Consider the following 24315-nt stretch of genomic DNA (forward strand, 5'->3'; position numbering starts at 1 on the left):
ATTGCGCTCCAGCCACTCGCTTTCCGCGGGGAGGAAGATGAGCCTCCTCGTCTTCGCCTGCGTAGTCTCATCCTTTCCTCTATTTCCCGCAGGAGTTGAGTGTCCTCCGCTCCATTCCACTAAGATTTTTAATTAGTGTATTAAAACTAAAACACAAAAACCGATCTATTAATCAATACATGATTAATAGATCGGTTTTTACACAAATTCACATACTTATGTCTCTGCCTTTTTCATAAAACTTTATTCCATCCGAAACGATGCTGTTTGTGCTTTTTGCTTTTCCTTTCCGAAAAGGATTAGACATAGTAAGGCAACAATGGCGAAAATCGCATAAATAATAATGACATTGCCATAGCTCATCGCTTCTGCTAAAACGCCAAACAGCAAATAACCAACCGTGTTGCCGATTTGGGTAGAATTCATATACAGTGTTGTTGCCGTTCCTTGTGCTTGAGGAATAAAATCCTGAAAATAAGAAATGGCAATTCCTGAAGTAATGGAAACTTGTGCAGCACTTAATATTTGCAGTGGATAGATCTGCCAAGGTTCGCCAACAAAAAAGAATAGAGTAAAATAAATGGCAGCAATGCCAAAGCCTATCCTTATGAGCAGACTGTTATCAAGCTTTGTAGCCAAGATTCCGACAGCAATCATCATCGGTACTTCAAAAATCGGCGGCACACTGAATATTAATCCAACATCAAACTCGCTGCCACCAAGCACTTTAGTAACAAATTGCGGAGCATTCAACATATGAATTGATGTTGCCGCTGCTAAAAGCAAAGCAGCAGCCAAGTTTCCGAATATATGAGGCTTCCGGACATAAGAGCTCACCCCGGTAGGGACAGCCTTCTTTTCACCAACAATTTTCGGAATATCCTTCAAGAAAAGCAGTATTACAATCATTCCTATTCCATAGCTTGCTGCAACTAACAGAAACAATCCTTTGAAGTCTATTATTGCCAGCAGCCATGCTGCTGCTGCAGGTCCTACTGTCCAGGAAAGGGCAAAGAACATCCTGAAAACATTCATTACAAACGGCACCTGTTCTTTCGGAACATCAGAATGATACAGCGCCTCCCGCGCATAGGCCCACAGCTGCGGCACAGAGGCAGCTGCCGAACCAAGCAGAACAAAGGCTATCACTGCCAAAAAGAGATAATCCCGGACAAAGGCAAAGCCTATATAGCCGAGCATGCCTGTAAAGCTTGTAAATAATAAAATTTTCTTTCTGCTTAATTGTGCATCTGATTTTTTGGCAATGATGGTGCTGATTACGACACCGCCAATTGCCATAATTGTCATAAATACCCCAAATCCGATATTGCTCATTCCAACCTCATCAATTCCAAAAAGGGAAGAGAATGGGGCAAAAAATGACATAGACAAGCCAAATATGAAATTCGCTAAAAAAAGAATTGGAAATGATGGGATTCTCCACACAAACAACAGTTTTTTTATCATGATGATTTCCTCTCCTTTTTTCTATCAATACAGTTGTATTCTGTCTTTAGCAAACAAACATTGCTGCCATTTAGACAGCAATGTTATTTTGTAACTGCTAGAAGGAAGCAGTTAAAATATAATCAATATCTGCAAGCTCTTTCTCCGAAAAATCTAAGTTGTTCAGTGCTGCGACATTTTCTTCAACTTGGCTAACTCGGCTTGCACCGATGAGAGCAGAAGTAACTTTCCCATGGCGAAGAACCCATGCTAATGACATTTGAGCAAGGCTTTGACCGCGATTTGATGCAATTTGATTCAATTTCATCACGCGATCTACCAACTCCTCGGTAACCTGGTCTTTCTTCAGGAAGCTTTGTGGTTTTGCAGCCCTTGAATTTTCCGGAATGCCGTTTGCGTATTTGCTTGTCAGCAAACCTTGTGCCAGCGGACAAAAGGCAATCGAACCAACACCGTTTTCTGCTAATACGTCTTGAAGCCCTGTTTCTATCCAGCGGTCCAAAAGAGAATATTTCGGCTGATGAATAAGCAGCGGAGTGCCAAGGCGATTGAGAATTTTGACTGCTTCTGCAGTCTGTTCTGCACTATAGTTAGAGATTCCAACATACATAGCTTTCCCTTGCCGAACAACGAGGTCAAGAGCCGACATCGTCTCCTCTAAAGGCGTATTTGGATCTGGACGATGCGAGTAAAAGATATCCACATACTCAAGTCCCAGTCTTTTCAAGCTTTGATCAAGACTGGAAACAAGATATTTTTTTGAGCCCCAGTCACCATATGGACCTGGCCACATATGATAGCCTGCCTTAGTGGAAATAACCATTTCATCCCGATATGGCGCAAAATCATCCTTTAACATTTTTCCGAACATCTCTTCCGCTGTTCCAGGCGGCGGCCCGTAATTATTTGCCAGGTCGAAATGGGTGATGCCCAAATCAAATGCTTTCCTTAAAATAGCCCGGCCATTTTCATATGTATCCACACCGCCAAAATTATGCCAAAGCCCTAAAGAGATGGCTGGGAGCAAAAGACCTGAGTTTCCAGCTCGATTATATTTCATCGATTCATAACGGTTTTCATTCGCTGTATACACCATTTCGTTATCTCCTTTTCGATTTAGTTTAAGACGGCTTGAAGCCATGTTTGTGCCATCAGCATATTTCCAGCTGTATTCATATGAACACCGTCTGTTGTCAGCACTTGGTGATTCTCTTTTTGAAGATATGCAATAAATGCTGTATGTGTTGGCACAAGCACGGCATTATAGCTTTCAGCCAGTTCCTGTACTGCTTTTACATATGGTATGAGCAGCCTGTTTCCTTGGGCATCTACATTCTCTTCGATTACAGTCGGCTCCATTAAAATGACTTTGGCATTTGTGCGGGCGCGAACTTGCTCAATCAAATTAGCATAAACTTCTTTAAATTGTTCTGGCGACAATGACTCTTGATGCGGGGAATCCAGCTGTCGCCATACATCATTGATGCCAATTGATATCGATACATAATCTGGCTTTAGATTCAGTACATCTGCTTCCCAGCGCTCCGCCAAATCAGGGACTCTATTGCCGCCAATCCCTTTATTGATGATTGTTGGGAGAGACTCTGGCCGATTAATCGCCATATAATCTCTAATATAACGGACATAGCTGAAACCAATCTGTTCCGGATCTTCATATCTGCCTGCTTCTGTAATGCTGTCACCAATGAACAGCAATAGATCCTTTTTGTTCAAGCTGACCAACCTCTTTCCCTCACAAAAGTTTAAGTGTTCTACATGTATATATTAATAGTTCAAACGCTTTCATCACATTGTTCGCACCAATACTAGCATTCTCTTATTCTATTTGCAAACCCTTTTTTTCTATTTACAAAAATTGAAAAACATGTTTTTTTTATTGACAGCTAAGAAAGAGGACCCCCAATCAGGAATCCTCTTCATATTTATTCACGTTCTGCTTGGACAATGGCTGCTAAATTTGTTTTTTGACTTTCATTTAATCAAGTCAATTAATTTAGTATAGCTTTTGGCAAATGTCATTGCAGAGTGTTTCAGCTACCTTTGAGTCTTCACAAAGGTTCGTCAAGCCAATTCTTTTTGCGATGTATTTTGTTGGAATACAACTCTTTCTCTTTTCTTGCCAGATTCATAGATAGCACAAATCATTTTTTGTGTTTTTAATGCATCTGTTCCCGTAATATCAGGGGCTGCTCCTGATTTTAGAGACTCATAGAAATTGTTGATTTGCTTGACATGACTTACACCCCAATAGCCCTTTGCACCATTATCATAATGGAATGTTTCTTGCGGATTATTGTCAGCGATAAACTCTCTGCCATCCATCAAACGAACAGTTGCACGGTCTGCAACCATTTTAGCAATTCCTTGTTCACAATGCAGCTCTATTTCCACAGGTGCATCATATGTGTAGTAATTGATGGCATGAAAAGCTGCTACAACATTGTTTTGAAAGGAAATTACTCCTTCAGCAGAATCCTCTACTTCAATTATTTCATGAGCTCTGTTGCTGATGGTTGCATCGACATATTTAATATCACTGTCAATGAACCATCTCATCAAATCTAATGTGTGAATCGCCTGGTCGATAATAACGCCGCCGCCTTCTTTCTCCCACGTACCTTTCCAATCACTTTTTTGATAATATTCATCAGAGCGATCCCATGTTACTGATAATTTTCCTGATTTAATCGCACCCAATTCACCGTTTACAAGCATCCTCTTAATAAGCTGAGAGCCTGGATTATAACGATTCTGGAAAATAACGCCTAATGTTGTGCCATTTTCCTGATGTGCTGCTACCATCTCTTCTGCATCTTCTAAGCTGATAGACATCGGCTTTTCTGTCAGCACATGAATCTTTCTTTTTGCTGCAGCAATGGCAACAGGCGCATGCAAATGATGGGGCAGACAAATATGGATAACATCGAGAGACTCTTGCTCAAACATCTTTTCATAGTCTGTGTAGCTGGCACAATTATAAATGGCCGCTTTTGAATCTGCCCGGTCTTTTTTTACATCACAAACTGCAACAAGCTCAGCATCTTCTCTTGTTACGATTGATTGTGCATGCATCGGAAAAATATTGCCACACCCTACGATCCCTACTTTATATGAAGTCATGCTTAAATCCTCCTAAATTGGTATTTATGCCCACCACATTTGAGATGGTGCTTCTTCGATAACAACTGACTTAAGTGTTGAAACAGCTCTTGCCAGCCCTTCACGGATAGACATAAGTGGATCCTCATGCTCGATACTGACAACATAGTCATAGCCGTATGTGCGCAGTGCACTCATCATATCAGACCATTCTGCAGCACTATGGCCGCAGCCGACAGACCGGAAAGTCCACGCCCTTGACTGTACATTTCCGTATGGCTGCATATCTGTCAATCCATACATATTCGCATTATCCTGGTCGATATACGTATCTTTAGCATGGAAATGATGGATTGCATTTGCTTTTGCCAATATTTTAATGGCTCCCACAGGATCAATGCCCTGCCACCATAAATGGCTTGGATCAAGGTTGGCTCCGATTGCATCACATGTTTCTTCGCGCAGCTTCAAAAGTGTGTATGGAGTATGAACTAAGAATCCGCCATGCAGTTCAAGACCAATTTTCACATTGTGATCACTTGCGTACTGTCCTACTTCCTTCCAGTAAGGAATCAGCTTTTCCTCCCATTGCCATGTTTTCACATCACTGTATTCAGTTGGCCATGGAGTGACTGGCCAATTCGGAAACTTCGCTCCTTCATGATCACCAGCTGTTCCAGAGAAGCAATTAACAACAGGCACATTTAGAAGGGAGGCAAGCTTGATTGTTTTCATCAAAGTTTCATGAGATTTCAACGCGAACTCCTTCTCAGGAGAAATTGGGTTGCCGTGACAACTGAACGCACTTATCATTAATCCTCTGTCTTCGACTTTCTTTATATATTCCTGCCTCTTTGTTTCATCCTCCAGCAATGTGTCCAAATCACAGTGTGCATTGCCCGGATAGCCTCCTGTGCCGATTTCAACAGCCTGCAGGCCGGCTTCCTTTACTTCATCAAGCATTTCTTCAAACGATTTATCTGCAAACAGGACTGTAAAGACTCCTAGTTTCATTGCCATTCTCTCCTTCTAATCTATATATTTTATTGATTTATTGTTGCGATTTGCTTTGTCTCTTTTGATTTAATCGCACCTAATATAACTTCCAGAGATTTTTTGCCTTCTTCTCCTGTAATCAAAGGTTCACTGTCCGTTAGAATGGAAGCGACAAAATGATCAATCACACCTGTTGCATTTTGGCCGCCTTCATCATTTGATTGGATTTTACCAAGCTCATAGTTTACTGTTTCCCCATTAGCATACTGCACGATTAAAGAGTATTGAGGATGATCTTCCAATCTTAAGATTGCCTTCTCACCGTAAATCACCGTCGAGTTATCTTCTTTGCTCGTGTAAGCCCAGCTTGCCGCCAATGTTCCGATTACTCCGCTTTCTGTCTTCAATACGCACACAGCATTATCATCCACATCGGCAAAATCCTTCGCATTTGTTTCCACAAAGGCTCCAACCTCAACGAATTCCTCCCCTAGAATATAGCGGAGAAGGTCTGTTTTATGAACACCTAAGTCTCCCATTGCGCCAATGAATGCTTTTTCTTTCTGGAAGAACCAGCTTCCCTTGCCGTCCACGCTCCATTGCTCCGGACCACCATGGCCGAATGCTGTGCGGAAACTGTATAATTTGCCAATTTCACCTGATTTAATTAGTTCACGAGCTTTTTGATGTGATTTTACAAAACGCTGATTATGCCCGATCATTAATTTTTTTCCGCTCTTTTTGGCTGCTTCTATCATTTGGGCTGCTTCTTCAGATGAGGTTGCCATCGGCTTTTCGCACAGCACATGTTTGCCTGCATTCAATGCAGCAACAGAAATTGGTGCATGCAGATAGTTTGGTGTACATACACTTACCGCATCGATTTCTGCAACAGCAAGAAGCTCTGTATAATCTGTATATGCTTTTGCACCATATTTTTTGCCAATCTCAAGAGCGCGCTCCTCATTAATATCACAAACAGCGACTATCTCCACATTCTTATTCCAGCTGTATTCAGGCAGATGCCTGTGCTGAGCGATGCTCCCGCAGCCAATTACACCAATTTTTAATGTACTCATGTTTTTTTCCCCCTATGATTTTTTTCTATAACTTTTCTAAAGGCTGACTGTTCCCGTATACAGGACGTGTTCTGGCAACCGGCTTCGCCCAGTTCACTGCATTAATGATGACTTGTTGAATGTCTTTCTGATGATATGTAGGATACGTTTCATGTCCCGGTCTGAAATAAAATATTTTTCCGTTCCCTCTTTGGTATGTACAGCCGCTTCTGAACACTTCTCCGCCTGTAAACCAGCTTGTAAAAATCAGCTCATCTGGTGCTGGGATATCAAAATGCTCGCCATACATCTCCTCTTTTTCTAGCTCGATATATTCACCGATTCCTTCAGCAATCGGATGACTTGGAGCAACTACCCACAGCCTTTCCTTATCATCCGCTTCTCTCCACTTCAAATCACAGCTTGTTCCCATTAGCTTTTTGAATATTTTCGAAAAATGGCCGGAGTGCAAGACGATAAGTCCCATTCCATCTAGAACACGCTTATGCACTTTTTCTACAATTTCGTCCTTTACTTCTCCATGCGCAATATGCCCCCACCAGACAAGAACATCTGTGTTTTCCAGCACCTCATCTGTCAGGCCGTGCTCCGGATCATCCAAGGTTGCCGTTTTTGTATCAAAGCCTGCATTTTTTAGAACGCTGTCAATACAGCCGTGTATACCATCAGGGTAAATTTCCGCTACAACAGGATTTATTTTTTCATGGCGATTTTCGTTCCATATAGTTATCAAGTTAGCCACACTCCAATACCGATTTATGGTATCATTATAAAAAATGAAAGCGATTTAATAAATGCTCAAAATTGGCTTCTTTTTATTCAATTGTGTCATTTATCGAAAATAAAAAAATACACTTCCATAATGGATGATGCATTTATATCTTTTGTCGGGGGTCTTAGAGAATGGTTAAAAATACATATGAAGAACCTGTTAATGAAGTGGTTCATTATGAAAATCCGTTATTATCTTTAAAGGTTTGGGAAATTAATGATGAGCCGGATTATACTGCGCTTATCGAGCAGGAGACATGGCATTTTCATAAGGAAGTCGAATTTCTCGCAATCATGGAAGGCAATTTAGCGATTCAGCACCAATATCAATCCACTGTGATTGGAAGTGGGGACACTTATATTATGGGTGCATCCCAGCCCCACCGGACATGTAAACCTTCTAAAGGAAATCTGCGCTATATTGTGTTTCAAGTAGACTTAGTGAAGCATTTCGACCAGAGCATCCTGCCCTATTTGCACTGCTTTTCTGAGGTCACAACACCGCTGCAGCATTTAAATTATATTTTTGAAAAAAATGAACAAGTAAAAAAACAGGTATACAGCCTGATTATGGAGATTTATATGGAGGCACAGCAAAAGGAAAAGGGATATGAGATTGCCATCAATTCGGCCATTAAAAAGCTTTTGCTGCTGCTCATTAGAAACGACGAGCAAAATTTGCTGAAATTTGCCGATGCGGAAAGCTTCACCCGGCTAAAGCCAGTGCTAGATTATATTGAAGATCATCTAAAAGATAAGCTTTTTGTCGAGGAAGCCTGCTCTATCTTAAACTTAAGCTATCACTATTTCATTAAGTATTTCAAAAAAAGCATGGGAATTTCCTTTATAGACTATGTGAATCTTAAACGAATTAAAAGAGCAGAGCTGCTGCTGTTAACAAGTGAAAAAAGCATTATGGAAATCAGTTTTGATGTTGGCATAAGCAATATTGCCCAGTTTTATAAGCTGTTCAAACGTCATAATCTCTGCTCTCCAAAGGAATATCGTCTTCGCATGCAGCAAAATGCTGCAGTTTAAACAAAAAGAAATTTAAGCATATCTTAAGCTTTCCTCTCTACTATTAATACGGATTTATCTATACTACTAGATTCCGAATTTTTATTAGAAGGGAAGTTTTTTTATGTCCATATCAGTAAGTAATGCTTCTGCTTATTTGCAAATGCTGCAAAAATCAGCAGTGCAAACAGTCACTGCTCAAGATGACTCTATCGCTTCATTCCAAGATATGCTCACAGCAAGCAGCCAAGGAAGCGAGGTGCCCGTCACAAGCACAAAGGACTTACCAGCATTAACAACTGAACAAAAAACAGCATTTCTAAAAAATATGCAACCGAAGGCAGAAGAGAGCGGCAGCTTGACAGATACTACCCTGCAAGACAGCTTGCAAACAGCATATACAACCATCAGCAGTCTCTTATCAGAATTTGACACAGAAGAAAGTACAGAAGACGAAATCTCCTCCCTTTTTGAACAAGTATCAGACACTTTGGAAAGTGCTAAGCCTCAAAGGGTGATGTCTATAGGAACAATGCCTCCACCAGTGATTTCACAAATGAGCGAGGAATACACTGTTGCCCAGATGAGTCAATTCCTTTCCAATATAATCAGCAGCTTAAACACGGAGGATACTGCGGAAGCTTCCATTATTACAGATTCATTATCTAGTGATCTGTCTGGCCAGCTTGCAGGCTTCGATTTAGAATCGGCCTCGGATGAACAGATTGCTAACATTTTCGAGAGCATACTGCAAGAACTAAATGAAGAGCAGAGCAATGCTGACAGTTCATCAAGTGTTACTAGTGAAACTATCTCTGAAGCCTTCCCAAACAGTATACAGCTGTCTGGAAGCTCACTGCCTCCCTTTAACTGGAAGCCAGGTTCAAGCACGAATACTGCAGCAACGAGCAGTGCTTCTATTAGCACTTCTTTCTATTAATAATGCAAAGAAAACGGGTGGCATTTATTGTCACCCTTTCGTTATCACCTTTTTGTGCTAGGTGAATAGCCTATAACAAAAAAGGGGGCGGTGATTTATCTTGCATTTACCTGATATCCTCGCTGGACCAATCTTAAGAAGAACAGAAAGCAAAGAGCTGTACTGCTGGATTGCATTAAGCAAGCCAATGGAAGCAAGAACCGAAGTGTTTGCTGTTCAGCAGTCTAATGATGCTTGCTTTCTAGAACGTATAAGTTCTCATAGTGAAACAACCCTTGTCAAAATGGGAAAAAACTTATTTATATATTTAATGAAGGCTGAACCAGCAGAAGGTAGCTTTCCAACAGGACAGCTGCTTGGCTATAATGTATTTTTTAGCGATGGAAACAAAGAATGGCATCTTGGTGACTACCAAATGCTTGATTCACATAATCCGTATTCCATTGTATACGGTGATTATCCATTGCCTTCTTTTTTTATTCCCGAAAATAAAAGCACCTTTATGTACGGATCTTGCCAAAAGCTGCATGGCACAGGCAATGATGCATTAATTAAAGGAGACAGCCTGCTTACAGAATTCTGGTCTGATTTACAAGTAAGGCCATCCTCTCTCTTCCTTCTTGGAGATCAAATCTATGCTGATGATGTCGCAGACCCAATCACGCCATTCATTCAAAGTCTTGGAGAAATATTGATTGGCAAGAAGGAACCTCTCCAAGATTTAGCTTTGGAGCTTGACCAAAAATACAGCACAAAAATGTATCAAGTGAACGGTCGTGGGGAACTGACAAAAGAGCTGTGCGGCTTTACCTCCAGAAAAGCAGCAAATCATTTGTTATCGTTAGGGGAATATGCAGCGATGTACCTTTTGAGCTGGAGTCCCGCTCTTTGGCAAGCAGCCGGACAAAAAGCAGCAATCCCTAATTTGGATCATCTGTTAGCTGAAAATAAGTATTTTGTCGACAAATCATTACAGTCAGACAAAGCTTTGCACACAAAACGGAAAGAATATGAAGAACAATCCAAAAGCCTGATACAATTTGCAGCATCCACGCCTCATATTCGCAGAGTGTTGGCCAACATGTCTGTTTATATGATCTTTGATGATCATGATATAACAGATGACTGGAACATTTCCGCTGACTGGATGGAAAATGTTTGGTCTGCCCCTCTTGGCCGTCATTCCGTCGCAAATGGACTGACCGCCTACTGGGCTTTCCAAGGCTGGGGCAATGCACCTGATTCTTTTTCTGCCCCTTTTTTAGCTGTTATTAATTCCCGTCTTCAAGGCTTAAATTATAAAACAACTCCATATGAGAATTGGATTTCTGCAATGTGGACCTATGACAACTGGCATTATACGATCCCGTCTACTCCAATTACACTTGTCCTCGATACTAGAACACAGCGCTTCTATCCTGACACAAAACAACGGATGATTACACCATTCCTTACCAGCCGGACAAACGGCCCCAATCTGATTAACAAGGACGCATGGGACCAGCTTGAATCAAGCCTTAATGAATCTGGCTGGCAACAAGGGGAACCTCTTATCCTTTTGTCTGCAACTCCTTTATACGGCGTCGACCTGATTGAGACTTTCTTAAAAAAGATTGTCCTGCCTGTTTCAAAAAATATCCCAAAACTGCAGGAGGCAATGGACTTAGAATGGTGGAAATTCAACAGTCGCGGTTTCCATGAATTTCATACAAGAATAGCTAAGTGGAACCCTTCTGAGTGTGTTATTCTTTCTGGTGATGCACATATGGCTTTCGCCTTAAAATCGGAGGTCGAGTTTTTTCCTCATGACAAGAGAACTATTCACCAATACACAAGCAGTCCGATTAAAAATGAATCATTTCGCGGACTGGCCAATCTTGCAATCAAAGGATCTTTATTCTTAAGCAATCAAGTTATCAAAAAGAATATTACGCATCGTTATTATGATCACAGTCAACTCTTGAGTGAGGGAGAACCAAGCACAGCTTGTATATGGAAGGAAACAATCCGACATGAGACGTTAGAAAATGGCTTTCTCATTAAGACGACTAACAATATTGGTCTGATTGAATTTACAGGCTGCGAAATTAATAACAGCTTTTTATAGGATGGAAGCCGTATGAAACATCTTCGTCCTGATGTTTCATACGGCTGCTTTTACCTATTCGTATAGCCTATTCTCTTTAATATAGCTGTAGCAGGAGTCTGGCAGTAAATAGCGCGGTTCTCCGCCCATTGCCAATTCCTCGCGAATGTAGGTAGAGCTGATTTCCATAGCCAGCCCTTTATCAAGAAGGTGAAATGTCGTACCATCATCATTATTTCTTAAAATAGGCGAGTGACTTATTGCCTGCAGCATATCAATGCCGTTTCTTGCCATTACAATGAACTTATTTTCTGAAATTAGCTCCTCGCCCTTCGTCCACTTTCCTTTGCCGATATCAACGAGCAAATCTGCACCCATAATAAAGTAAATATCATCTTCAGGAAATACTTCTTTAAAGTGATTCAACGTGTTATACGTATAAATATTCCACGCCTCTTGTTTCATTTCATAATCATCTGCGACAAATTTAGGATTGTTATCAATTGCAAGCTCCAGCATCCTCCAGCGATGCTGATCTTCAACATGTAACTGTTTGTCACGACGCTTGCTTGAGCAAGGCAGGAAAATAACTTTATCAAGCTTACAGCGATGTGCGACAGTGCTCGCCGTCCACAAATGGACATTCGTGACAGGATCAAAAGATGACCCATATATTCCGATTTTCCCCATTGTAAAGCTCTCCCTTCCTTACAAACTGTTTTCGACTTCCTCTTGCACTTTTTTGATAAGTGTCATTTTATTGTTCCAGCATTCCTGGCTGAGATCAACAGGATATTCCTCTGGATTCAACATCCGCTTGTACTCATCCCAAAATAGCTTCAGACTGCTCTTCGCATAGCTTTGCACTTCTTGGAGAGGCGGAAGTTCATAGCAGACTTCTCCTTCTTTGACAACAGCTACATGAAGTTCCTTAGCTGTATAATCTGTCACAAATTTGCTTATATATGTGTGAACTGGGTGGAACATTTTCAGTCTTTCTTTGTGCACCTCTTCTTTAGCAAGAGCAATATAGTCCCCTTCTGCATGGCCGTTTCCATTATTAATGATTCGGTACAGTCTTTTTTCCCCTGGTGTAGTCACTTTTTCAGGATTAGCTGATATTTTTATCGTATCTGTCATCTGTCCATTCGCTTCCTCAATACATACAAGCTTGTAAACACCGCCTAATGCGGCTTGATCGTATGCGGTAATAAGCTTTGTCCCGATTCCCCACACATCGATTCTTGCTCCTTGCGCCTTAACATTCATGATTGTTTTTTCATCAAGATCGTTTGAAGCAATGATTTGTGTATCCTTGAACCCTGCATCATCAAGAAGCTTTCTGGCCTGTTTTGATAAATACGCTAAATCACCGCTGTCTAATCTTATTCCCTTAAAGTTTATGCGGCCTGCAAATTCCTTTGCTACTTTAATCGCATTAGGCACACCTGAACGCAAGGTGTCATAAGTGTCTACTAAGAAGACACAATCCTTGTGACTGCTGGCATAGCTTTTGAAAGCTTTGTATTCGTCCCGGTATGCTTGCACAAGTGCATGAGCATGAGTTCCGGCAATTGGAATATCAAAAAGTTTTCCTGCTCTGACATTGCTTGTTGCCGAAAACCCGCCGATATAGGCTGCTCTAGTACCCCATAAAGCAGCATCAAGCTCATGTGCTCTTCTTGTGCCGAATTCCATTGCAGTATCTTCTCCAATGACCATCTTAATGCGGGAGGCCTTTGTCGCAATCAACGTTTGATAGTTTACGATATTCAAGAGAATTGTTTCTAAAAGCTGAGCTTCTGCCAAAGGGGCCTCCACTCTCAGCAGCGGTTCATTTCCAAAGACAATTTCCCCCTCTTTCATCGAGTAAATATCACCAGTAAAGCTTAGCTTGCTGAGATAGCTTAAAAAATCTTCTGCATAGCCGTATTCTCGCAAATATTGAATGTCTGTATCAGAGAAATGAAAGTTTTTAATAACTTGTAAAACCCGCTCGAGCCCTGCAAAGACTGCATAGCCATTACCAAAAGGAAGCTTGCGGAAGTACATTTCAAACACTGCCTTTTGTTCATGGATATTATCCTTCCAATATGTTTCCACCATGTTGATTTGATATAAGTCTGTATGCAGCATTAAACTGTCATCTGAATATTTCATTTATTTAACACACTCCTTTTCCCTTGATTATCGTAGCTCCTAATGCCGCTTTAAAATGTTCCATTGCCCAATCATGCCCTTGTTGGGAGAAGGAGGCAACTGCATCCTCATAAACTGCTATGCTAAAGCCTTTGTTATATGCATCCACAGCCGTATGAAGCACACATATATCTGTGCATAACCCAACAAGATGAAGTTCTGTTATCCCTCGTTCCCTTAATTTCAACTCCAAATCTGTCCCTGCAAATGCTGAATATCTTGTTTTATCTAGATAATAAATATGTGGAGACTGTTTATTTCTTTCATAAACTTCCCGTAAACTGCCGAATAAATTTCTGCCCGCACTGTTCCTAATATTATGTGGGGGGAACAATGCTCGCTCTGGATGATAATGATCATTTAATTCATGAACATCAATTGCAAACACTGTAAAATCACCGTTTTGTATAAATCTTTCCGTAATGGCTGAAACTTCTCTTTCTATTAATTGCCCCTTCCCCGCAAGATAATCGCCCGTCCACGGCAGCAAAATCGAATGTATAGTCAATATTTATTAACGCCTTATTCACCATAGATTATTCCTCCCTTAACTAAAAATTTGCTGATTTAAAATTTTAAAGTTATTTGTAATTAACAATTTACAAATTACTAACCTTAAAGAGAAGGAGGAAAGCTGCTCTCTTTCCTTCTTTTCAGATATTAATGATAAATGGATTCCACTATTTCAAAATCATTAAAAACATACAGCTGTGATGGTCTGAATGAATTCCTTTTCGTTTTTTTCGGCGTTCCGTCTGCATCTAATGCTTTTTCAATGAACGGAAGCTTTGGCGCCTTTGTGAAAAAAACGGAATCATTTGAGATTCTAGGGTCTTCTCCTACCGTCAACAAAACGCGCTGCAGCTCAGACAATGTAAATTCCTTTGGCAAGAAGCTTTTTGCTGCAGTTGTGGTAATCATGTCACGTTTTATAAACATATGGGCATCTGCAATAATTTTTTCGTGATCAAAAGCTAATTTCAACTGAGTTACCTCTTCCATATCAAACAGCTCCACTTCTGCTGCGTCATCGTTCGCCTCGCGCTTTTGAATATATTCCTCAGGAACAATGGCGTAAAAAGCATTGGAAATCATCCAGCCCCGTGGATCTCTTGTGACATTGTCATACACACCAAAATGCTTAATATGCAAACCATCAACATTTGTCTCTTCCTTTAATTCCCTTTTCGCAGCTTCTAAAGCTGTTTCTCCTTTGATTGCATCAACAAAGCCCCCAGGAAGAGCCCATTTTCCGCCCTCAATATTTGGGTTTCCGTCGTTATCCGCGTCTGCCCGCTTTATGAGTAACAGTTTTAATGTCATTATTGGAGGTGCCTTTTCTTCTTTTCTTTCTGAGACGATTGTGAAAATGGCAATATCAGCAGTATAGCCGTCTGGAGTTCGGTACTTTGCCGAATCATAGTTTGCCAGAACTTCTTTTTCTGTTTTATATTTCATGCTTATAAACCCTCTTATCAATCAGTAATTTGTAATTCAATAATTACTTGTTAATGATAATATAACTCCTTTTCCTTCCAAATGCAAGCCTAAAATCAGATCATTTATTTTATATCCACAAAATTAAAATTTTTACAAATAAAGCATTTTCATTTTAGGAATTTTGGCACTAATTAAAATTTCTCAGAAGCAGTGCTTAACTATAATGTTGATGTGCCGAAATAAATCTTAATAAGATTGCTTAACAACGTTAAATAGTTGCAAGTAATCTAAATTTCACTTAAGGAGAAGCATCATGAAAAAAATGAACTTCAAATGGAATTTAAGATCTAAGCTATACACTGCTTTTGCTGTTATTCTTTTACTTCCAACAGTATTAGTAGGATTCCTTTCCTATAACAGCGCAAAACATGAACTGGAAAACAGTTTATTAAAAAGTGCGGAAGAAAATGTAAAGCTTCTTAATTCAAATATAGACAATACCCTTTCCCCAAAGATACATGATGCAAGCTTTTTTGCTGATCTGCTGAATGCTGATATGTATGAAGGCGGAGATAATTCTGAAGCATTGCAAAAGTTTACTCAATATATCGGCTTACATCCGGAGGTGCAAAGCATCTATATTGGCACAACGGATGGTCAGATGATCTCATATCCTAAAACGGATTTGCCAAGCGATTTTGACCCGCGTGAAAGACCATGGTATCAAGATGGTATGAACAATAATGATGTTGTTGTTACAAGTCCTTATAAAGATGCAAGCACTGGAGAAATGATTGTAACAGTAACGAAAAAGATTGCTGACTCAAGCGGTGTTGTCGCGATTGATATCAACATTCAAAAACTCGAGGAAACAGCAAAAAGCGTAAATATCGGTGAGGATGGTTATGCTATCCTGCTTGATACACAGCAACTGTTCATTGTGAATCCGCTTGAGGAGGCTGGTGCTAAAGCGGAGCAAAGCTATTATAAGAAGATGTTCGAATCAGATAGCGGTATTATAAATTATACTGCTGACAGCGAAAAAAGCGTTATGTATTTCACAACAAATAAGCTGACAGGCTGGAAAGTGGCAGGCACAATGTTTTCATCTGAAACAGAGGACGCTGCTGCCCCAATCCTAAACACGACCTTCCTCGTGATTGCTGCCGCAGTGATTGTTGGCGCAGCCATCGTCATGCTGATTGTACGATCGATTGTTATTCGAGTGAAATCACTCCAACAAACAGCACAGAAAATCAGCAGCGGTGATTTAACAGAAGAAATTCACGTAAAATCAAATGATGAAATCGCCGACCTTACTGCGACTTTCATTGACATGCAGACAAGCTTGCGCGCTTTGTTAAGAAACGTTGAACAAAATGCAGTACATGTTGCCGCCTCAGCAGAAGAGCTGAATGCAAGCGCAGTCCAAACAAGTGAAGCAACAGAACAAGTCGCAGATGCCATCCAAGAGGTAGCAAGCAATGCAGAAAAGCAGACAGCTGGAATGGATGAAAATATTATGTCAGTAGGCAAAATCTCTGCTGGTACAGCATCTATTGCTGAAAGTACTGCAGCTGTTTCGGAATTAACGAGAGCAACTACAGAAAAAGCAGAAGAAGGCGGCCATTCTGTTAAGCAGACTGTCGATCAAATGAACCTAATTCATGCCTCTGTATTAGATTCTAATACAGTAATACGTTCCTTGTATGACCGTTCTAAAGAAATTGGCTCCATACTTGGTGTTATCACAGCAATATCAGAGCAAACAAATCTCCTTGCTTTGAATGCTGCTATAGAAGCAGCTCGGGCTGGTGAGTCTGGGAAAGGTTTTGCTGTTGTAGCAGAAGAAGTTCGCAAACTCGCTGAACAGTCTCAGAATTCAGCAAGCCAGATTTCCGAATTAATTAAGGCAATCCAGCAGGACACAGAAAATACTGTGCAAAAAATGTCTACCGTTGTTGACAATGTGCAAAGCGGGTTGTCTGTTTCGGAGGATGCCATTCAAAAATTCAGCGATATTCTTTCCAGTATGAAAGATATCAATCCGAAAATGGACGTTGTAGCTGACACGATTAAGACTATGCTTACAGTTGTTCAAGTAGTGGAAGGAACGGCCTATGAAGTTTCAGATATTGCCAAAAGCAATGCAGCCTCATCAGAAGAAGTTGCTGCCTCTACACAAGAGCAGCTTGCAGCAATGGAGGAGATTACGTCAGCTTCTCACACTCTGTCTGTCATGGCAGATGAACTTCATGAAATAATTAAGCAATATAAATATTAACAATAAAGACCGCCGCAGATACGCAATCTGCGGCGGCCTTTATTATAGTTTGTTATATTAACTAAGCGGGAGCCTGATTTCAATTGTCGTTCCTTTATTCACAGAACTCTCAATATGAAGATGGCCTTGATGCTGTTCAATGATTTTAATGATCACCATATACCCTAAGCCAGTGCCAGTATCCTTTGTCGTATAAAACGGGAGGCCGAGTCTTTTAATTTGTGCTGGTGTCATGCCAATCCCATTATCCTCTATTTGAATAATCGCTTCTTTATCCTCTGTCACATTTGTGCGAATTTTAATATTTCCCCCATAAGGCAATGCTTCTACACTATTTTTGAAGACGTTCATGAAGACTTGCTTTAATTGATTTTCATCACATTGGACAAAGATATTATCTTGAGCATAGTTTTTTTCTATTAGTATATTGTTCATGTTTGCACTCGCCTGAAAGAGAGAAACTGTCTCATCCATAATTTTCTGCAAATCCTGATTAATGAAATGGACAGCGTGCGGCTTGGACAAAATCAGAAACTCACTAACAATAAAGTTAATGCGCTTTAGCTCTGACATGATAAGGTCATAATGCGACTTTTCCCGAAAGTCTTTTTCCAAATATTGAATAAAACCTTGAATAGTTGTCAGCGGGTTGCGGATTTCATGTGCAACACTTGCAGCCATTTGGCCGACAGCTGTCAGCTTTTCTGAATTTAGCAGCAGCTTCTCTGTATTCTTCTTTTCGGTATAATCTCTGAATTGGGCAAAAGCTCCAACAAGTGTGCCGTTATTCAAGAAAATAGGAAAACAATCAAGCAAAAAAATTAGAGCTTCCTGATCTTTTTCCCGTGTAAAGGTTATTTCTATATCTGTATACGGCCTTTTTGTTAACAAGACATTCTGCAAATATTCACCGAAATACTCCAGGGTTAAATGGCTTGCACCAATAATGTTCTCCTTTTTCCAGCCTGTTATATGTTCAGCATATGCATTGAAGGCAATCAGCTTCCCGCTTTGAGCGGCAACCAATATTCCATTTCTTGTTGTATCCATAATTATTTTGTTTAATATGTTCAGCTCATGGTTTTGTCTGATTAAATCAATTTCCCGTTCAATCGTTTGGTTGACCGTTGACAAAAGGGTCAGCATAAGAGGGCTTGCATGCTCGATATCAGTCATAATGGAAATCGTTCCAAGAACCTTATCCGCTGTCCAGTCGATAATCGGCACAGCATAGCAGGCTTTACGATGGAGATATTCATGGTAATGCTGAGTTCCTACGATTTCTACACTTTTTTTGTGCTTTAACGTCAAGGAAATCGCATCAATGCCGCAATCCTCTTCTGTAAAGCGAACTCCTTCTTTAATTCCGAGAGCTTCAGCATCCCGCATGCTCTGCTCATGACCAAGATTTTTTAACAGATACCCCTCTGCATCACAGACAGAAGCGATTATAGGCATCTCTTTTAACGAATCGAGGAATTTATCGAGAAAATAGATGACCACATCCAAGATTTCCTGGTACTGCATATGCTTTTGTAATAATTCCTCTTCATTTAATCTTTCCGAAAAAACAGTAATAGCGGTAGGCTGCAAGCCATTTTCGCGGAACTTAGCTTTCATTAAATTAAAATCAATAGCTGCTTTCTCCATTATAAATTGCTCCTGTTTCCATCCTTTTATATTAAATGTTAATTTATCACAATAAATAGTGCTTTTCTCACACTTCACTAAAATTATATCATAACAAAAAAAATCCCACATGGAGATGATAAATTCTATAATTTCTAACAAAAATTTGAAAAAACTTTGTTCTATGAAAATATATATTATCATAACTACAGGACTATTTTTTACAATTGGCTATTATTATTAGTAGTGTGCTAATTTAATTTTCAGGAGGGATTAGATGATTAACCAACATACAATTCTGATTATCGGCGGTGATCAGCGTCAGCTGCATGTAATCGAAAAGCTTGCCAAATCAGCTGGACAGATTATATTAACAGGTTTTGAAAATGTACAGCTTGAGTATGCCAATGTATGCAAACAGCATATCTCAGAAGTTGACTTCAGCAGTTTGGACAGCATCCTTTTGCCTATCCCAGGTATCGGCAATGATGGAAAAGCAGAATCCAAGTTTTCCAGTGAAGACATTTATTTGACGGAGGATATGTTCCGCAAAACAAAGGAAAACTGCTGCATTTATTCTGGCATTATCACTCCCTTTTTAGAATACATAAAAAAAACAACCGGACGAAACATTGTGGCTATTTTTGCAAGAGATGATGTTGCTATCTTAAACTCTATCCCGACTGCCGAAGGAGCTTTAAAAATCGCCATTGAAGAAACGGATTACACGATTCATGGCTCTCATGTATTAGTTCTTGGGTTTGGAAGAGTAGGAATGACTGTTGCCCGTCTCTTTTCAAATCTCGGCGCTGTTGTCAGTGTTGCTGTAAGAGAGTCTGCTGACAGAGCACGTGTTCAGGAAATGGGCTTAACACCTGTCTTATTTAAACATTTACCTGATGAGCTTGACCAGCAAAATATTCTGATTAATACTGTTCCCTTTCATGTTTTGACAAAACAGCTGCTTGATAAGCTGTCAGACCAAACATTAATCATCGATCTCGCTTCTCGGCCTGGCGGAACCGATTTTGCTTATGCAAAGGAAAAAGGAATATCTGCAATCCATGCCCTTGGACTGCCGGCAAAGGTTGCACCCGTTACAGCTGGTGAGATTATTGCAGATATCATACTAGAATAATCTATAAAGTTAGGAAAATAATAAAAAAGGGGCAGTGCCCCTTTTCCTTCAATACGGTCCTCTGATGCTGTTTTTTACGTTCTGTTGATAAAAATGGTTAAGCCTCGTTTTTTCCTCCTGTGTAAAAGGTGCTTCATCCAGCGCTGCTAAGTTTGCAAGAATTTGGTTTTCATTTTTGAAGCCTGGGATAATGCAGGACACTTCCTCATGATCAAGTATCCATCTTAAGGCAGCAGATGCCATCGATTGACGTCTATCACCAATCCACGCAATCTGCTCTGTGAGCTCAACACCCTTTGAAAAACCGAGTCCGCTAAAAGTCTCTCCGATATTAAAGGACTCCCCATTTTCATTAAATGCGCGATGATCATCTTTTTCAAAGCGGTGCCCCTGCGTAAATTTGCCTGTTAACAGGCCGCTTGCCAGCGGCAGGCGAACTAAGATACCCGTTCCCTTCTGCTTTGCTTCTGGCAGCAATTTCTCTAGAGGCTTTTGACGGAAGATATTAAAGATAACCTGCAGTGAATCTACCCCTTCATGCTCAAGACACAGCAATCCCTCTTCCACTGTTTCAACACTGACACCATAATGCTTTATTTTCCCTTCCTGCTTCAAACGGTCCAGCACTGCAAAAACTTTACCGTCCTGAAGGATTTCAAGGGGCGGACAATGAATCTGATATAAGTCAATTGCTTCTCTGTTCAAGCGCTTCAAGCTGTTTTCGCAGAAGGTTCGAACATTTTCATAAGTGTAGGTGTCGGCTGCATGAATATCTCCGCCTCGGCAAAATTTTGTCGCAATGTGAATATCCTCTTCCTTCCCCTTAGACACCTTAGCCAGCAATTCCTCACTGTGTCCATTCCCATAGACATCGGCCGTATCAAAGAAATTCACCCCTTCCCCTATTGCCCTGTCAAGCGATTTCAGTGCCTCTTCATCATCCGTTTTCCCCCATGAACCGCCAATCGCCCATGTTCCAAAACTGACCTCGCTTATCTTCAGACCTGTTTTCCCCAGCTCTCTATACTTCATATTAGAGCCTCCTTGTTTCCATTATTTTCGAAACTGTGTTAACTCTTCAGACAGCATTTTGGTTTGACCATAGACCTTCTTGTAGATTCGGTATAATTCTTCATACCTTTTTACATTCTCTTGAATAGGCTCATATTCCTTCACAGTCTGCAACATCGTGTTCGCACACTCCTCTAATGACGAAAACCACCCTGCTCCAACTGCTGCAAGCATGGCCGCTCCCATCCCTGGCCCTTGTTCACTTGATAGCTTCAGGACTTTTGCATTAAAGATATCTGCCTGCATCTGCAGCCACGCTTCATTTTTGGCTCCGCCGCCAATTGAGATAATTGTGTCAATTGTCTTACCGTGCTCTCGAAAAATCTCAATTGATTCATTTAAGGAAAAGGTAATACCCTCCAGTACAGCACGAACAAAATCTCGGCGTTTATGTGTTGCATCTATTCCTATGAAACTGCCCCGAATCAATGCATCTGCATATGGTGTTCTCTCACCTGCTAAATATGGGGTAAATAACAGTCCGTTTGACCCAATTGGAACAAGATTTATTTCTGCCAGCATTTCCTCAAAACCATCATGCTCGGCAAAAGTATCTTTAAACCAGCTCAAGCTGTGACCTGCTGCTAATGTCACTCCCATCGTATAATAGGCATTTTCCTCTCCATGATTGAAGTAATGTACCTTTCCTTGAAAATCCTTCTCTGCTTTTTCTTCATAGGAAAGCACAACACCAGATGTGCCGATGCTGCAAAGTGTTTTCCCACTCGCCAGAATACCTGCGCCGATTGCTCCACAAGCATTATCCGCACCGCCGGCGAACACTTTGCATTCAGGAGACAGCCCTGTTTTCTCCGCAACTTCTGCTGTGACAGTTCCAACAAGTGCATGTGATTCAACAAGCGGCGGACAAAGACTAGCATCAATGCCGAACAATTCACAAAGCTCTGCACTCCATTCTTTTTTACTTATATCTAACAAAAGAGTGCCTGCAGCATCGGAGTATTCTGTATGTATGCTGCCAGTGAGCCTGTACCTGAGATAATCCTTTGGCAGCATGAAAACAGCGGCTTGTTTGAAAATATCTTCTTCATATTGCTTAACCCATAACAGTTTCGGCAAAGTAAAGCCTTCTAATGCCGGATTTTTTGTGATAGAAAGCAATTTTTCACCAGCCTTTTCCTCAATTAACCGGCACTGCTCTGTTGTTCTCGTATCATTCCAAAGTATCGCGTTTCGCAATACTTGATTTTCCTTATTGAGCAGGACAAGGCCATGCATTTGACCTGAGAAACTTATCCCGTCAATATCCTCTTTCTCCCCTTCGAACACTTCTATGATATCCGTGAAGCCCTCAAGTGTTTTGTTCACCCACTCCTCAGGGTCTTGTTCACTGTAGCCTGATTTTTCATGGATCAAAGGATACGACTTTGATACCTCATGAGCGACATTTCCGTTTTTATCAACAAGTAAAATCTTTACAGCACTTGTACCTAAATCTACTCCAAAGCAATACTTCATGTCAGATCACCTCATTTAGTCATTTACCTTACCTGTTAAAAAATGTGCTGGTATGATCCCCAGCACATTCTCTCTTTTATACGCGTACTTGCGCTAATGTTTCCAACAAATATTGATTCACAATCGCCTTCAAGCGTTCTTGGCGGCCAGACTTATTTGTCACTTCACCAATTGCAAGAGCATGTTGCTCCAGTTTATGGAGGTTAGTTCTTCCTTCGACGACATCAAGGCCAATTCCTTCCTTAAAGCTTGCATAGCGGTCAGAAATAAAGTCTTCTAGAACTCTATCCTCAATTAGCTTATTGGCAACCTTAAGGCCGATTGCAAAGGAATCCATCCCTGCAATATGTGCATGGAAAAGATCTTCCGCATCAAAAGAGCCTCTGCGCACCTTCGCATCAAAGTTTAAACCGCCTTTGCCAAGTCCGCCATTCAGCAAGATTTCATACATGGCTAAAGTGGTGCTGTATAAATCTGTCGGGAACTCGTCTGTATCCCAGCCAATCAATGTATCACCTTGGTTAGCATCAACAGATCCAAGCATGCCGTTAATTCTCGCTACTCTCAATTCATGCTCAAAAGTGTGACCGGCAAGCGTCGCATGGTTTGCTTCAATATTAAACTTAAAGTGATCCTGAAGATCATATTTCTGCAGGAATGCCAATCCTGTCGCCACATCAAAATCATACTGATGCTTTGTCGGTTCTTTTGGTTTTGGTTCGATTAAGAATGGAGCATCAAAACCGATTTCCTGTGCATAGTCAATCGCCATATGGAAGAAACGGGCTAAGTTATCCTGCTCCAGTTTCATATCAGTGTTCAGCAATGTATCATAACCTTCGCGGCCGCCCCAGAACACATAGTTCTCTGCACCAAGCTCCTTGCCAATTTCAAGGCCTTTTTTCACCTTTGCTGCAGCATACGCAAACACATCGGCGTTATTGGAAGTTGCTGCACCGTGCACATATCTAGGATGTGTAAACATATTAGCTGTATTCCAAAGTAATTTCGTTTTGCTTGTTTTCATATATTCCTTGATCATCGCTACAATCGGGTCAAGATTATCATATGTTTCTTTTAATGTATTTCCCTCTGGTGCAATATCAGAATCATGAAAGCAGAAAAACGGAGCGTTCAGTTTCTCAAATAATTCAAAAGCAGCTTCCACACGGGCTTTTGCCAAATCTAAACCTTTTAAGTGATTCCAAGGGCGGATGGCTGTACCGCTTCCAAACGGGTCCGTTCCATCTGCTGTGAATGTATGCCAATAAGCTACCGAAAAACGGAGCTGCTCTTCCATGGAAACGCCATTTACTATCTCTTCTGGATTATAGTACTTAAAGGAAAAGGGATTTTTCGATGCTGGACCTTCATACCTGATTTGATTGATATTTTCAAAATACGCCATTGTTAACTGCCTCCTCATTAAAATTATCGATTTTGATATCGCTTACAAAATAAAAGAAAAAGAAAGTCCTATATTCATTTCTCTCTCTATCTTCTTGTTAGCTATGAAGCTATTATATCAGCACAAACTTAGTTTGTCTATTGAATAAACTAAGTTTGTTGCACTTTGTTTGTTTATTAGATAAACTTAAT

The 24315-nt window shown here is 40.6% G+C and carries 19 protein-coding genes and 2 pseudogenes; 6 read left to right on the top strand and 15 right to left on the bottom strand.

The features are described from left to right. Positions 1–243: 243 nt before the first annotated feature. From LXM54_RS23000 to LXM54_RS23030, 7 genes are all read right to left on the bottom strand, one after another. A complete protein-coding gene (locus LXM54_RS23000; RefSeq protein WP_233317783.1) occupies positions 244–1467 on the bottom strand; it encodes a sugar efflux transporter in 1224 nt (407 codons plus the stop codon). Between the two features lie 97 nt (positions 1468–1564). After that, positions 1565–2563, bottom strand: a complete 999-nt coding sequence (gene mgrA / locus LXM54_RS23005) for an L-glyceraldehyde 3-phosphate reductase (protein WP_233317785.1) — start codon at positions 2561–2563, stop codon at positions 1565–1567. A gap of 20 nt (positions 2564–2583) precedes the next feature. Continuing rightward, a complete protein-coding gene (locus tag LXM54_RS23010) occupies positions 2584–3201 on the bottom strand; it encodes an SGNH/GDSL hydrolase family protein (protein WP_233317787.1) in 618 nt (205 codons plus the stop codon). 348 nt (positions 3202–3549) lie between these two features. Beyond that, a complete protein-coding gene (locus LXM54_RS23015) occupies positions 3550–4608 on the bottom strand; it encodes a Gfo/Idh/MocA family protein (protein WP_233317789.1) in 1059 nt (352 codons plus the stop codon). Positions 4609–4632: 24 nt separating this feature from the next. After that, a complete protein-coding gene (locus LXM54_RS23020) occupies positions 4633–5601 on the bottom strand; it encodes a sugar phosphate isomerase/epimerase family protein (protein ID WP_233317791.1) in 969 nt (322 codons plus the stop codon). Between the two features lie 29 nt (positions 5602–5630). Then, on the bottom strand, positions 5631–6662 hold the full coding sequence (locus tag LXM54_RS23025; protein WP_233317796.1) for a Gfo/Idh/MocA family protein: 1032 nt from the start codon (positions 6660–6662) through the stop codon (positions 5631–5633). A gap of 25 nt (positions 6663–6687) precedes the next feature. Next, a complete protein-coding gene (locus tag LXM54_RS23030; RefSeq protein WP_267913468.1) occupies positions 6688–7395 on the bottom strand; it encodes a ThuA domain-containing protein in 708 nt (235 codons plus the stop codon). A 170-nt stretch (positions 7396–7565) separates the two neighbouring features. Between LXM54_RS23030 and LXM54_RS23035 the strand changes: the two genes are divergently transcribed. The 3 genes from LXM54_RS23035 to LXM54_RS23045 all read left to right on the top strand — a co-directional run bounded on the left by LXM54_RS23035 (position 7566) and on the right by LXM54_RS23045 (position 11497). After that, a complete protein-coding gene (locus LXM54_RS23035) occupies positions 7566–8471 on the top strand; it encodes an AraC family transcriptional regulator (RefSeq protein ID WP_233317801.1) in 906 nt (301 codons plus the stop codon). 103 nt (positions 8472–8574) lie between these two features. Further along, positions 8575–9390, top strand: coding sequence for a hypothetical protein (locus LXM54_RS23040; protein ID WP_233317808.1), 816 nt, complete (start codon positions 8575–8577; stop codon positions 9388–9390). A 100-nt stretch (positions 9391–9490) separates the two neighbouring features. Next, positions 9491–11497: a hypothetical protein gene (locus tag LXM54_RS23045; RefSeq protein WP_233317810.1), complete on the top strand. Its 2007-nt coding sequence runs from the start codon at positions 9491–9493 to the stop codon at positions 11495–11497. A 54-nt stretch (positions 11498–11551) separates the two neighbouring features. Here LXM54_RS23045 and nadD read toward each other — a convergent pair whose 3' ends face one another. The 4 genes and pseudogenes from nadD to LXM54_RS23065 form a co-directional block, all read right to left on the bottom strand. Next, entirely contained in the window at positions 11552–12166 is a 615-nt protein-coding gene (gene nadD, locus LXM54_RS23050; protein WP_233317811.1) for a nicotinate (nicotinamide) nucleotide adenylyltransferase, read from the bottom strand. An 18-nt stretch (positions 12167–12184) separates the two neighbouring features. Then, on the bottom strand, positions 12185–13636 hold the full coding sequence (locus tag LXM54_RS23055; protein ID WP_233317814.1) for a nicotinate phosphoribosyltransferase: 1452 nt from the start codon (positions 13634–13636) through the stop codon (positions 12185–12187). A 4-nt stretch (positions 13637–13640) separates the two neighbouring features. Continuing rightward, a pseudogene (locus LXM54_RS23060) lies at positions 13641–14205 on the bottom strand (cysteine hydrolase family protein). A gap of 130 nt (positions 14206–14335) precedes the next feature. Continuing rightward, complete coding sequence (locus LXM54_RS23065) at positions 14336–15133, bottom strand: NUDIX domain-containing protein (RefSeq protein ID WP_233317817.1); 798 nt, start codon at positions 15131–15133, stop codon at positions 14336–14338. Positions 15134–15437: 304 nt separating this feature from the next. Here LXM54_RS23065 and LXM54_RS28605 point away from each other — a divergent pair. Continuing rightward, positions 15438–16460: pseudogene (locus LXM54_RS28605) on the top strand (HAMP domain-containing protein); the annotation flags it as partial. Continuing rightward, positions 16452–17399 carry a methyl-accepting chemotaxis protein gene (locus LXM54_RS28610; protein ID WP_442780533.1) on the top strand — a complete coding sequence of 316 codons (948 nt, stop codon included), beginning with the start codon at positions 16452–16454 and terminating at the stop codon, positions 17397–17399. The pseudogene LXM54_RS28605 and the gene LXM54_RS28610, both read left to right, overlap by 9 nt. 57 nt (positions 17400–17456) lie before the next feature. Here the strand turns inward: LXM54_RS28610 and LXM54_RS23075 are convergent, their stop codons facing one another. Next, positions 17457–19049, bottom strand: a complete 1593-nt coding sequence (locus LXM54_RS23075; RefSeq protein WP_233317821.1) for an ATP-binding protein — start codon at positions 19047–19049, stop codon at positions 17457–17459. Between the two features lie 256 nt (positions 19050–19305). Between LXM54_RS23075 and dpsA the strand changes: the two genes are divergently transcribed. Continuing rightward, the gene (gene dpsA / locus LXM54_RS23080; RefSeq protein WP_233317824.1) at positions 19306–20166 is read left to right on the top strand and encodes a dipicolinate synthase subunit DpsA; all 861 of its coding nucleotides are present in this window, start codon (positions 19306–19308) and stop codon (positions 20164–20166) included. A 48-nt stretch (positions 20167–20214) separates the two neighbouring features. Here the strand turns inward: dpsA and LXM54_RS23085 are convergent, their stop codons facing one another. The 3 genes from LXM54_RS23085 to xylA form a co-directional block, all read right to left on the bottom strand. Then, positions 20215–21198, bottom strand: a complete 984-nt coding sequence (locus LXM54_RS23085) for an aldo/keto reductase (protein ID WP_233317826.1) — start codon at positions 21196–21198, stop codon at positions 20215–20217. Positions 21199–21219: 21 nt separating this feature from the next. Further along, positions 21220–22716: a xylulokinase gene (xylB, locus tag LXM54_RS23090; protein ID WP_233317828.1), complete on the bottom strand. Its 1497-nt coding sequence runs from the start codon at positions 22714–22716 to the stop codon at positions 21220–21222. Positions 22717–22792: 76 nt separating this feature from the next. Continuing rightward, positions 22793–24124, bottom strand: coding sequence for a xylose isomerase (gene xylA, locus LXM54_RS23095; RefSeq protein ID WP_233317829.1), 1332 nt, complete (start codon positions 24122–24124; stop codon positions 22793–22795). Positions 24125–24315: the final 191 nt, after the last annotated feature.

The organism is Bacillus sp. Au-Bac7, from assembly GCF_021341655.1.
Lineage (GTDB): Bacteria > Bacillota > Bacilli > Bacillales > Cytobacillaceae > Niallia.